Annotated in this window: 12 protein-coding genes; 2 read left to right on the forward strand and 10 right to left on the reverse strand. The window is 60.2% G+C overall.

Features of this window, described 5'->3' with window-relative positions; all coding sequences use genetic code 11:
* Positions 1 to 349: 349 nt before the first annotated feature.
* Positions 350 to 1203 (forward strand): IS5 family transposase gene (locus tag AC07T0_RS23460; protein WP_495003427.1). Its coding sequence is split into 2 segments (ribosomal slippage): positions 350 to 691 and positions 694 to 1203, totalling 852 coding nucleotides; the frame shifts between segments, so codons are not numbered across the junction.
* Complete coding sequence (locus AC07T0_RS23465; protein ID WP_495003428.1) at positions 1170 to 1409, forward strand: transcriptional regulator; 240 nt, start codon at positions 1170 to 1172, stop codon at positions 1407 to 1409. Before AC07T0_RS23460 ends, AC07T0_RS23465 begins: the two co-directional genes overlap by 34 nt.
* Positions 1410 to 1580: 171 nt before the next feature.
* Here the strand turns inward: AC07T0_RS23465 and AC07T0_RS23470 are convergent, their stop codons facing one another.
* From AC07T0_RS23470 to AC07T0_RS23515, 10 genes are all read right to left on the reverse strand, one after another.
* A complete protein-coding gene (locus AC07T0_RS23470) occupies positions 1581 to 2072 on the reverse strand; it encodes an Lrp/AsnC family transcriptional regulator (protein ID WP_495003429.1) in 492 nt (163 codons plus the stop codon).
* 135 nt (positions 2073 to 2207) lie between these two features.
* Positions 2208 to 3593 (reverse strand): aspartate aminotransferase family protein, encoded by a 1386-nt coding sequence (locus AC07T0_RS23475; protein ID WP_495003430.1) that lies wholly within the window; start codon positions 3591 to 3593, stop codon positions 2208 to 2210.
* An 11-nt stretch (positions 3594 to 3604) separates the two neighbouring features.
* Positions 3605 to 5077, reverse strand: coding sequence for an NAD-dependent succinate-semialdehyde dehydrogenase (locus AC07T0_RS23480; RefSeq protein WP_495003431.1), 1473 nt, complete (start codon positions 5075 to 5077; stop codon positions 3605 to 3607).
* 165 nt (positions 5078 to 5242) lie between these two features.
* Positions 5243 to 6277 (reverse strand): glycine betaine/L-proline ABC transporter substrate-binding protein ProX, encoded by a 1035-nt coding sequence (proX, locus tag AC07T0_RS23485; RefSeq protein WP_495003432.1) that lies wholly within the window; start codon positions 6275 to 6277, stop codon positions 5243 to 5245.
* Positions 6278 to 6348: 71 nt separating this feature from the next.
* A complete protein-coding gene (locus AC07T0_RS23490) occupies positions 6349 to 7245 on the reverse strand; it encodes an ABC transporter permease (RefSeq protein WP_495003433.1) in 897 nt (298 codons plus the stop codon).
* Entirely contained in the window at positions 7238 to 8371 is a 1134-nt protein-coding gene (locus tag AC07T0_RS23495) for a quaternary amine ABC transporter ATP-binding protein (RefSeq protein WP_495003434.1), read from the reverse strand. The genes AC07T0_RS23490 and AC07T0_RS23495 overlap by 8 nt, the downstream gene beginning before the upstream one ends.
* A gap of 250 nt (positions 8372 to 8621) precedes the next feature.
* Complete coding sequence (locus AC07T0_RS23500) at positions 8622 to 9011, reverse strand: carboxymuconolactone decarboxylase family protein (RefSeq protein WP_495003435.1); 390 nt, start codon at positions 9009 to 9011, stop codon at positions 8622 to 8624.
* On the reverse strand, positions 9004 to 9816 hold the full coding sequence (locus AC07T0_RS23505) for an alpha/beta fold hydrolase (RefSeq protein WP_495003436.1): 813 nt from the start codon (positions 9814 to 9816) through the stop codon (positions 9004 to 9006). Before AC07T0_RS23505 ends, AC07T0_RS23500 begins: the two co-directional genes overlap by 8 nt.
* Before the next feature lie 5 nt (positions 9817 to 9821).
* Positions 9822 to 10898, reverse strand: coding sequence for an LLM class flavin-dependent oxidoreductase (locus AC07T0_RS23510; RefSeq protein ID WP_495003437.1), 1077 nt, complete (start codon positions 10896 to 10898; stop codon positions 9822 to 9824).
* Between the two features lie 22 nt (positions 10899 to 10920).
* Positions 10921 to 12432: an aldehyde dehydrogenase gene (locus AC07T0_RS23515; protein WP_495003438.1), complete on the reverse strand. Its 1512-nt coding sequence runs from the start codon at positions 12430 to 12432 to the stop codon at positions 10921 to 10923.
* Between the last annotated feature and the right edge of the window lie 6 nt (positions 12433 to 12438).

A 12438-nucleotide genomic window follows, 5' to 3' on the forward strand; every position in this document is an offset into this window, starting at 1 on the left:
CACCACCGGCTACAACTTTACTGAGGTACTTCACTGAACAACTCCATGGCAGAAATCCCAGGATCCAATTCCGGGGGGCGACACTCTACCCGCCCCGCTGGCCATTTGAAAACAATCGATTCGAAGCGGGCCAAAGGTCAGAGGCTGCTTCTGGCCGTTTTCTGCCTGATGCAACAGGCAGCTATGGGTCGATTGTTACCGTTACAACTTGGGCGTCCGCTCAATGTAACGGAGGCGGGGTCCCACCAAAAGATTAGGTTCTGTACGAAATTCGAGGAAACCGCCCCACGCCCCCTATGGCATTGAGATTTTGTAGAGTTGGCGGCTATTCAAGGAAAGGAATCCTGTGATGGCAAAGCGTTATGAAATCTCTGATGAAGCCTGGGATCTGGTCGCGGATCTTTTCACTGAGGGGCGCCACAGAGGTCGGCCTCGTGTTGATGATCGGCTAATGCTCGACGGTATCCTCTGGATCCTCCGCTCCGGGGCGCCCTGGCGAGATATGCCTGAATGTTTGGGCCCTTGGTCAACGGTTTATCAGCGGTTTCGAGATTGGCGCAACCGAGGAGCGTTCGACAAAATGCTCAAGCGATTACATCTCAGGCTGAATGAACAGGGCCTGATCGATTTGCAAACGTGGATGATCGATTCGACTGCAGTACGCGCAACCCGAGCCTCGTCCGGTGCGGGAAAAAAAGGGGGCTTGATGAGCCTGATGAGCATGCGCTTGGCCGCAGCCGTGGGGGACTGACGACCAAGATCCACATGCTGAGCGACGCCAATGGCGTGCCGTTGCATTTCCTACTATCAGGCGGACACGCGAGCGACATTACCTATGCTGAACCATTGCTCGACGGCGCCAGTATTCCTGGCCGGCGCGGTCGCCCCCGCACGCGCTGTCGTTGGTTGCTTGCCGATAAGGGGTACGACGCCGAGGCATTACGTCGATACTGTGATCGTTATCGGATGCAGTCTGTGATTCCGTTGCGCATCATGAAGCGCAAGCCCAAACCGGGTTTGCCGAGATTGTTTGATAGACCCAAGTACCGTCAGCGCAACATCATCGAGCGTATGTTTGGATGGCTGAAGGAAAGCCGTCGAATCGTGACACGCTTCGACAAGCTCGCAAAAAGCTACGCGGCAATGCTCTCCCTAGCCTGTGCCATGCGGTGTTTACGGCATCATTTTTTGTACAGAGCCTAGGAGTAAAACTAAAAATTAAGGATATTGAACGGCTAAAAGTAGCAGCTACTTCTATCGGCCGAACCCCGCACTGGTTGATCAAGCAAGCAACGCTGGACTGGCTGTCTCGGGTCGAGACTGGGGCTGCGGTTGCCGATTTAATAGGTATAGACCAAGTCGATGATGATAACCAAAAACATAGTGTGCGAAATAGAAGTCAAGAATAGTTTAGGTGATTTAAAGTGGGATTTGCTCTTGTGATTTGCTTCATCTCCACGTGCATAGGAGCCGGTTAATTCTATTGGCGACCAGGCTCAGAAACCAGATCACAGTAACTTGCATGAAGCCAAGCGCTTTAATAAGTTGCGGAGGCGGTAGGGTTGACCTGTCGCCTAGCATTAGTCTGCGAGAGATAACACTTTCAACGCCTGGAGCGGCAGCGCCCCGCCGGTTTTGATGGTCTTGGTGACGATATAGGTGAAATAGCGCTCGATTCCCAGGTCTTCCAGTAGTAACTGATCAATAAAACGCTGGTACTGATCAATGTCCGGCGCCTGGATCATTGCAATGTAATCCACACCGCCTCCAGTGGCGTAGCAGAACTCCACTTCGTCCGCAGCGCTCATGCGCTGTTCGAACCGGCGCATGTCGGATGCCGTGTGCCGGGCCAAGGTAATTTCCACCAGCAACCGTTGTCTTTTGAATACCTGGTTCCAGTCGATCAAGGCGCGGTAACCCTTCACCAGGCCCGCGCTTTCCAGCTTGCGCACTCGCTCCCAGGTCGGTGTCACCGACAGGTTGATGGCCTCTGCCAGATTCGACTTGGTGATACGCCCGTCCTCGGAGAGGATCCGCAGGATGTTCAGGTCATAGCGGTCTAACTTGTGCATCGTGAACGAACTCCGAAAGCGCAGGGGTGAGTGTCAGGCCGACTGCAACGTTCTCGCAACGGCTGCTTCAAACGGCGAAATCCCGGCTATCCGGGGTTTCGCCGTTTCTTTAAAACGCTCAGCGCCTTGGGAGACTCAGACCAGCACTTCACTGGCTACTTGATCGACCGCACGTTTGGTGATGTCGACGATCAGGTCGGCCTCTGCCTCGGTCAGGATCAACGGCGGGGCGAAGCCGAGAATGTCGCCATGGGGCATCGCCCGGGCGATCATGCCGAGTTCGAGACATGCCGCCGAGACTTTCGGGCCAACCTTCAGCGCGGCATCGAACGGCGTGCGCTGCTCACGATCCGCCATGAACTCGACCGCTGCCAGCATGCCGTCGCCACGCACTTCGCCCACCAGAGGATGCCCTTCGAGGGTTTCACGCAAGCGGCGATTGAGGTAGCTGCCGACTTTATCGGCGTTGGCCGTGAGGTTTTCTCGTTCGAGGATATCCAGGTTGGCCAGGGCCGCCGCCGCGCAAAGCGGATGCCCGGAATAGGTCCAGCCATGACCCATGGCGCCTTGGGATTCGGATGCCTTTTCGATGACGTCCCAGACTTTCTCGCCGACGATCACCGCCGACAACGGCGCGTAGGCGCTGGTCAGGCCTTTGGCCGTGGTGATCAGGTCCGGACGCATGCTGTAACGCTGACTGCCCATTTTCGAACCCAAGCGGCCGAACGCGCAGACCACTTCGTCGGCGATCAGCAACACATCGTATTTATTCAATACCGCCTGAATCGCCGCCCAGTAACCGGCAGGAGGAACCACGATGCCGCCGGTGCCCATGACCGGTTCGCCAATGAACGCGGCGACGGTATCGGGGCCTTCGGCGAGAATCATTTTCTCCAGCTCGTCGGCGCAATAACGGACAAAGGCGGCCTCGTCCATACCGGCGGGGGCTTTGCGGTACCAATGTGGGCAAATAGTGTGTTTGACGCCTTGCTCCGGCAGGTCGAAATGCTGATGAAACGTCGGCAATCCGGTGAGGCTGCCGGTCATGATGCCCGAGCCGTGGTAACCCCGATCGCGGGAGATGATTTTCTTTTTCTGCGGACGACCCAACACGTTGTTGTAGTAGCGCACCAGTTTGATCTGGGTTTCGTTGGCGTCGGAACCGGACAGGCCGTAATAGACCTTTTTCATGCCCTCGGGCGCCCAGTCCATGATTCGACTCGACAGCTCGATGATCGCCTCGGTCGAGTGACCGACATAGGTGTGGTAGTAGGCCAGTTCCTTGGCTTGCCTGTAGATCGCGTCGGCCACTTCGGTGCGGCCGTAGCCGATGTTCACGCAGTACAGACCGGCAAAGGCGTCGATGAATTCGCGGCCTTCATGATCACGGATGCGGATGCCCGAGGCGCTCTGGATGATGCGTCCCTTGAGCGCGCCGCTGGCGTGGTCATGGGCGTGGGTCGAAGGGTGCATGAAGTGTGCGCGGTCTTGCTCAAACAGCGTGTCGAATTCTTGGGTCATGATAAGTCTCCTTAGAACTGGCCTTGATGGTGCAGGCAAAAGTATTTGGTTTCGACAAAGGCTTCGAAGCCCTCGGTGCCGCCTTCGCGGCCCAGCCCCGAGGCTTTCATGCCACCGAACGGGATCGGGTGGCCGGTGAACTTGACGCCGTTGACCGCGATCATGGCGTGGTCGAGGCGGCGAATCAGGGGGGAGATCAGGTCCAGGCGGTTGGAACAAATGTAGGCCGCCAGACCGTATTCGGTGTCGTTGGCCATTTCGATGGCTTGCTCCAGTGTGTCGAACGGCATCACCCCTGCAATCGGCGCGAAATTTTCTTCACGGTAGATGCGCATTGGCGGCGTGACATCCGCCAGCACGGTCGGCTGGTAAAACAAGCCACCCAAGGCGTGAGCCTCGCCGCCCACCAGGCGTTGCGCGCCCAGCTTGAGTGCATCGGCCACACGTTCGGCGGTCACGTCAAAAGCGGCCTGGTGCATCAGCGGGCCGATATCGACCTGTTGTTCCTGCTCGCCGATCAGCGCCGGGCCGACCCGCAGCTCACGCACGGCGGCGGCGAAACGACTGAGGAACGCCGGGTAAATCGAGCGCTCGACCATGATCCGGTTGGCCGCGCAGCAATCCTGGCCGGAAGTCTGGAATTTGGCTTCCACCGCGACCTTCACCGCCAGTTCCAAGTCGGCATCGGCGCAGACAATGAACGGCGCATTGCCGCCCAATTCCAGCGCGACCTTCTTCACGTCCTGGGCAGCTGCTTGCAGTACCAACTTGCCGACCCGGGTCGAGCCGGTGAAGCTGACCGAGCGCACGCGGCTGTCCTGAACCAAGGTTTGCATGGCCATCTGCGGTTCGCCCAGCACCACGTTGAACACGCCCGCCGGGAACCCGGCTTCTTCCGCCAGTTGCGCCAGGGCCAGCGCCGAATACGGCGTTTCATGGGCCGGCTTGATCACCACGGTGCAACCGGCGGCGAGGGCGGCAGCGGCTTTGCGGGTGATCATTGCCGAGGGAAAGTTCCACGGTGTGAGCAGTGCACAGACGCCGACGGGTTCCTTGACGGTGCCCAGGTGCGCACCGGGAATATGGCTGGGAATATTCTGGCCGTAGAGGCGTCGCGCTTCTTCGGCGAACCAGGGGATGAAGCTCGCGGCATAGGCGATTTCACCACGGGACTCGGCCAGGGGTTTGCCTTGTTCTTGGCTGACAATGCGCGCGAGATCTTCCTGGTGCTCAAGGATCAACGCGGCCCAGCGTCGCAGAATCGTGGCGCGGGCTTCCAGGCTCAGTTCGCGCCAGCCTGCAAAGGCCCGGTGCGCCGCATCGACTGCCGCGACAATCTGCGGTTGATCGAGCAACGGCACATGGCCAATCAATTCATGGTTTGCCGGGTTGTGCACGGCGATGCTGCGACCGCTGTCACTGTGGACCCAATGCCCGTCGACGTAGCACAGGGCCTTGAACAGCAGCGGGTGTCTGTAGCTCATTGCGTTCACTCCAACTTGTCTGGGTAGGACTCATGCTAGGGCAGGGCGGGAACGGTAACTGGAGTTTTGGCGGGGGGACGGCAGCGGGTTTTTTCTGATTACAGGCCGTCAAACAGCGGTTTTTGCGGTGAGCGGGCAAACCCGCTCAGCGCAAAGTCTGCGGCGTTACTGAGCGGCTTTGGCCGTGGCCACCCAGCCATCCATCGTTGCCTTGTTTTCACTCATCCAGTCATCCGCCAGCTTGCGGATGTTACGTTCGCTGGAGCCGTCCTGGCTGATGGTTTTTTCCCAATAGCTCCAGGTGGCCTGGGGAAACGTCATCTGCTCCACCAGCGCCTTGATGGCCGGGTTGGCCGCGACAAATTGCTTGTTGCCGATGGCGTACCAGTTCCACGCGGCCATGGCCATGCGGCAAGGATCTGCACCGCCGGCGCAACCGGTCACCCCTGGGGTCAACGCCGAAACGCTGCTCGGCACATTGCCCGGCAGGGCATCGAACGGTGTCGGCAGCCAGACCACGTCCTTGCCCGGCACCATGGTGTTGGTCATCCATGACGGTGCCCAGGCATAGAAAAACACCGGCTCGCCGCGTTTCAGGCGCGCGACGTTTTCGAACATCAGCGCCTCATATTTGCCGCGCACAGGGTTGACGGTGGCCTTGAGGCCGAACTTGTCGAGTTGATAGTCGACCACATCGCCGCAGCCCCAACCTGGGTCGCAGCTAATTAGGTCAGCCTTGCCGTTCTTGCCGAACAGCCCCGCGATCTTCGGGTCCTTGAGCTGATCCAGACTGGTGATGTGGTAAGCGTCGGCGGTTTTCTTGTCGATCATGTAGCCGTTGTAGCCGGCGCCGGTGATAGAACCGCCGCCCACTACTTCGGTGCGATCCTTGACCTTGTCAAAGCTGGGTTGCAGCTGGGGCAGGGTCACGTCCATCGACAGGTCCAAGTCGCCCTGGGCCGCCGCTGGGAAAAACAGCGTGGTGTTGACCGTGCTCAACTTGGTCGCATAACCCAGGCGCTTGCTGGCTTCGATGGCGATTTTGGTGATGACGTAGTTACCGCCGGTGCTTTCCGACTGCACAAAGCGAATGGTCTTGCCTTTGCCGGGCAGGTCGTCGGCCATCACTTGCGTGCAGGCCAGACCAACCAGGGACAACGTTGCTGCAAATCCAAGCAAGGCTTTGAATGGACGCATCATAATTTCCTCTTTTTTTCTCGTTATGGTTAAGGGTTGGCAGTCAACAACGGGCATTTAGGATTTCTTTGTTGTTATGCGTTTACCGGTCGGGGATTGAGTAGGCGCTTGAACAGCGACTTGCGTTTACGCACGGACGGTTGCGCGAGTTTCTGGGTGATCCGGTCGAGCATCATCGCCAGCAACACAATGGCGATCCCGCCCACGGCGGCGCGGCCAACGTCCATGCGCCCGAGGCCCTGCAACACCACCAGGCCTAGACCTTCGGCGCCGATCATCGCCACCACCACCGACATCACCATGGCCGTGAGCACGGTCTGATTGAGGCCGCCGAGGATGGTCGGGATCGCCAGGGGCAGCTGGATTTCCCAGAGCATTTGTCGGCGGTCCGCACCAAAGGCGTGGCCGGCTTCCACCAGTTCGGTGTCCACCATGCGGATGCCCAGGTAGGTGAAGCGAATCAGCGGTGGGCAGGCGGAAATCACCACCGCCACTTCACCCGACACCGTGCCGACGCCGAACAGCATCACCACCGGCACCAGGTACACGAAGGTCGGTGTGGTCTGCATGATGTCGAGGATCGGCCGCATCGCCTGCCAGACCCGTTCGCTGCGGGCGCACCAGATGCCCATGGGAATCCCGACGACCATGCAGATCACAATCGCCGTGGTGATCAGCGACAAGGTGGTCATGGCCTCGTCCCAGACACCCAGCACGGCAATCGCCACCAGCGCCGCAGCACTGAACAGCGCCACCCCCAGGCTCGCGGCACGGTAGGCCACGAGGAACATGAGCAGCACCATGATCGGGAAGGGAATGGCGTGGATCAGCGAGTCGCTCAACGCCAGCAAGTGCTCCACCGGCCAGCGAATCGCCAGGAACATCGGCCGCAAATGAATGCCCAGCCACTCGACGCCCTGGCTGATCCATTGGTCCACGGGGAAAACCGCGATGTCTTCTGAACTAAGCATGATGTGCAACCTCCGCAGCGCTCGGGCGATGGGACGCGACGCTGGCAATGCAATCGAGAATGTGGGCGCTGCTCAGGGTGCCGATAAACAGCCCCTCGCCGTCGACCACGGCCACCAGCAGGCCCGGCTTGAGTAGGCGCGCCACTTCCACCAATTTGGCGTTGCCCGGCACGCTGACAAACTGCGGCGACAGGCGTTGCAGCGCATCGGCGCCGCCACCGACGGCCAGCAATGCGGCGGAATCGAGCACGCCGACCGCTTTGCCGCTAACGTTGAGGACGAACGCACCGGCGCTGTCATTGCCGACCACCCGGGTGTCGCCCTGGACCAGCAAGGTGCCGGCGGTTTGCATGATCGACAGGGCATCGAACAACCGTGAACGGTCCACATCCCGAGTGAACGCCGCGACATAATCGCTGCCCGGATCCATAACGATTTCCTGGGGCGTGCCCTCGCGCACCACTTGGCCGTCGGCCATGATCGCGATGCGCGTACCCAGCTTCAGGGCTTCCTGGAAGTCATGGGTGATGAACAGAATGGTTTTCTTCAGGGTGCGTTGCAGGCGCAGCAACTCGTCCTGCATCTCGGTGCGGATCAGCGGATCGAGGGCGCTGAAGGCTTCGTCCATGATCAACACGTCAGCGTCGGTGGTCAGGGCACGGGCCAGGCCGACCCGCTGGCGCATGCCGCCGGACAGTTCGTGGGGATGGTGATCGGCCCACTTGGCCAGGCCCACGACTGCCAGCACTTCTTCGGCGCGCTTGCGGCGCTGGGCCAGCGGCACGCCCCGCAGCTTGAGGCCGAATTCAGTGTTCTCGATCACGGTTTTGTTCGGCAGCAGGGCGAAGTGCTGGAACACCATGGAGATGCGCGTTCGGCGCACTTCGCGTAACTGGCTTTCGTTGAGGGTCACCAGGTCCTGGCCGTCGAGCAGGATCTTGCCCGCCGTCGGTTCGTTCAAGCGATTGATGCACCGCGCCAGGGTTGATTTGCCCGAGCCGGACAGGCCCATGATCATGTAGATCGCGCCACTGGGAATGGACAGCGATACGTTATTGAGGCCGACCACTGTCGCCGTCTCGGCCAGGATCCGGTCTTTGCTGGCCCCGGCCGTTAAGAGCTGCATGGCCCTCTCTGGCGCCGAGGAAAAGACCTTGTAGAGGTTCTCAATCTTCAGTCGTTCGCTCACCAATTGCCTCCAATTGTTATTTTTCAATCTGCGGAAAACTTCATGTATAGAAATTTTTGGGCTACTGGCAGTTAAAGGTCATTCAGTCACGCAAGGGTGCAGTCTCAAAAACTTCTTGTTGTTCAATGGCACTTACAGCATGAGCGGCGTGGCGAGTGCAACGCCGAGACGCCAGTCGGTTGCCAAATCATGGCCGTTCGTCCTGGCTCATGCTTTCCCGTGCTTTGCGGGCGATGCGGAAGGCTTCGACACCCGCCGGGACGCCGCAGTACACCGCGATCTGTGTAAGGGCGGCACGCAGTTCGTCGTCACTGAGGCCGTTGCGTATTGCCCCGCAGAAGTGGGTGCCGAACTCGTCCATCCGCCCCAGCGCCGCGAGCATGCCCAGGTTCAGCAAACTGCGTTGCTTGAGATCGAGGGCGTCGTCGGTCCAGACCATGCCCCAGCAATACTCGTTGAGCACGTCCTGGAAGGGGCGGGAAAAATCATCGGCCTTGCCCAGGGCCTGATCGACATAAGCGTTGCCCAGAACTTGGCGGCGAACGGTTTCGCCTTGGGCCTGTAATGATTTATCCATGGTGTGTCTCCGAATCAGTCAGAAAATCGCGCATGAGTGCTGCCACCTGCAGTGGCGCTTCGATCAGGATGCAGTGCCGCAATCCCGGCAGTATCTTCAGCTGTGAACCCTGAATGCGTTCGTGCATCAGGTCGGCCATTCGCGGGTTGGATCCCGAGTCCTCGGCGCCCGTGGCGATCAGCGTCGGGCAGCGGATCTGCGCGAGCTGTTCACCGAAGTCCGACTCCGCCAGTACCCGATAAGCCGCTGCGTAACAGCCCGGATCGTTGGCGGCGTTTTGCTCGCGCAAACGGCTGACGACGTCGGGATGACGCGCCTGAAAGTCTTCGGTCAGCCAGCGCGACAACGACGCTTCGTAGTGGGCGACCGGTGCGCCGGCCTGCAACGCCGTCAAACGCTCCTGCACCCGCTCACGCTCTTGAGCGTTACGTCCGGCGACGGTCGACAGCAACACCAGGCGGCGGATGCGGGCCGGGTGGGTCAGGGCCATGCGCTGGGCAATCAACCCGCCCAACGAGAAACCGGCCAAGTCGAAGCGGTCGAAACCGACATGGTCGGCCAGGGCCAGGGCTTCGCCCACCAGATGATCGATTTCATAACGGCCCTGGGTGTGCGACGACTGGCCATGACCGCGCAGGTCGAAGGTCAATACGGTGAACTGGTCTTTCAAACCTTTCACCACTTCGGTCCAAGCCTCAAGGCTTGAACCGACGCCATGGATGCACACCAGCGCGCGCGGCCCCCGGCCATCGATGCGATAGTTGAGCGTCACGTTGGCCACGCTGAAACGTTGTGCGTCGCTCATGGCGCTTACCCCGCAACCTGTTCGCAACGTTTGGCGCGTTCGCGTTCGGCGAACACCGGCATCACTTCATCGATAAACAGGCGCAGGGTCTGTTTCTGCAATTCGAACGGCAGGTTGAAAGTCAGGCCCAGGCAATACTGGTCGACGCCGGCGGCTTCGTAATCGAGCAGTTTCTCGATGATTTCTTCCGGGGTGCCGAACATCAGGTTGCGCCGAATGTTTTCCGGGTTGTAGTTGTCCTTGCCTTTGACGCTTTCAAATGGCACCGGCTCGGGGAAGCCGTTGTGCACGGTGCCGATGTTCTGCATCAGGTTTTCGAAGGCGCGGCCAAAGTCCATGCTGTGCTTGACCGGACGCTCCCAATCGCTGGCGTTGGCGTAGACGCAGGTGCGGCGCTGCATCATGAAACGTGGTTGCGGCACTTCGGGGTGATCGGCCACGGCCTTGTTGAATTTCTCTCCGAGTACGGCGATTTCCGCGGCCGGTAACGAGAGAGGGGTGGAGAGGATGTTCGCGCCGATGCTCACCGCCCAGTCGAAGGTACCTGGATCCCGTGCCGCGACCCAGATGCGTGGGTGATCCTGTTGCAGGGGTTTGGGCACCGCTGCCGTCAGCGGGAATTTCCAGTAGTGGCCGTCATGGGCGTAATCCCCGGACCAAAGCTTTTGCACCGCCGGCACCAGTTCTTTCATGTAACCCACGCCTTCCTGCTGTTGCAGGCCGGGGGTCATGCGGTCGAATTCATACTGGTAGGAACCCCGGGCAATACCGAACTCAAGGCGTCCGTTGGTCAGGTGATCGCACAAAGCCGCTTCGCCCGCCAGGCGGATCGGGTGCCAATAAGCAGCGGCCAGCGTCGCGGTGCCCAGGCGAATGCGCTCGGTGTGCTGGCCGAGCCAGACCAGGGTCTGGAACGGGTTGGGCGCGATGGTGCATTCGAGGGTGTGATGCTCCGAGGTCCACAGGGTTTCGAAGCCGCCTTCATCGGCGATCTTCGCCAGTTCCAGCAGGTTGGCCATGACGGTCTGCATGGGCACGTCAGGGGAAAAGCGTTCCATGCTCAGGGATACGGCAAATTTCATAAGATGCTCCTTAATGACTTGATCAACGCAGGCGAATGACGAAGGGGTCTTGCATCTCGCCGGAGTAGTCGATGACCACGTTCTTGGCCCGGGAAAACTCGCGCATCACATCGAAGCCGCCGCGACGGCCATAACCGCTGTGCTTGAAGCCGCCATTGGCGGACATGTAGGCCGAACTGCGGTAGGTGTTGATCCACACCGTGCCGGCGTCGATCCGGCTGGCAAAACGCATGGCACGGTCGATGTTCTGGGTCCAGATGCCCGAGGCCAGGCCGTAGTGCGTGTCGTTGGCCAGGCTGAGCATTTGTTCTTCCGAGGTGAAGGGCATCACGCCGACCACCGGGCCGAACAATTCGTCGCGCATGAAGGGCATGTCATTGGTGGCGTTGGCCATTACGGTTGGTTCGAAGTACCAGCCTTCGGACAGGTTAGCGGCGTTGGGGCGCTTGCCGCCGATGGAGATCTGCGCGCCCTGTTTGGCGCCGCTGGCGATGTAGCCTTCGAGTTTTTGCAGTTGGGCTTGCAGCGCCAATGGGCCGATGTCGGTGTGTTCTTCCATCGGATGGCCAACGGTGATGCGTTGTGTGCGTGCGACGAGGGCTTCGACGAACCTGTCGTAGATCGGCGCTTCGACGAAGCAGCGCGAACCGGCGACGCAGCTTTGCCCGGCGGCGGCGAAGATGCCGGAGACCACGCCATTCACGGCCTTGTCGATATCCACATCGGCAAACACCACATGCGGTGACTTGCCGCCCAATTCCATCTGGCACGGAACCAGGTTGTTGGCGGCGTTGCCAGCGATCCGCCGACCGGTTTCGGTGCTGCCGGTGAACACGTATTTGGCGATGTCCGGATGACGGGTCAGGGCATCGCCGGTGACCGCGCCATTGCCGGTGACGACGTTGACCACACCGGCTGGGAAGCCGGCCTCGATGATCAATTCGGCCAGGGCCAGGGTAGAGGCGCTGGCGTGCTCCGACGGTTTGATCACCACGGTGTTGCCGATGGCCAGGCAGGGCGCAAGGGTCCCGGTGAGCAGCATCAGCGGCGAGTTCCATGGGGTGATCATGCCGACCACGCCGAGGGGTTCACGGCTGCTGTAGTTGAGCTGGTTGAGCTTGTTGACCGGGATTACGTCGCCTTGCAGCTTGTCGGCCATGCCCGCGAAGTAGATGTAGGCGTCGGGCAGGGCGCTCATCTGGGCGCGCATCTCGCGCAGCAGCTTGCCGTTGTCGCGGGTTTCCAGTAGGGCCAGTTCTTCGGCGTGTTCGGCCACCAGTTGCGCCAGGCGATAGAGCAATTTGCCGCGTGCAGTGGGCGTCATGTTGCGCCATTGCGGGTCGTTGAAAGTCTTGTGGGCCGAAGCGACGGCACGGGCTACGTCGGCGGCATCGGCCTGGGCAAATTGGTACCAGGATTGGCCGGTAGTGGGGTCGAAGCTGTCGAAGTAAGTGGCGCTGTCGGGGGCGACGAAGCGGCCGTCGATAAACAGGTTGAGGCGATTGCCCTCAAGGGCACTGACCGTGGTTTTCATGCAGGC

This window comes from Pseudomonas sp. GW821-FHT04D07 (genome assembly GCF_059420225.1).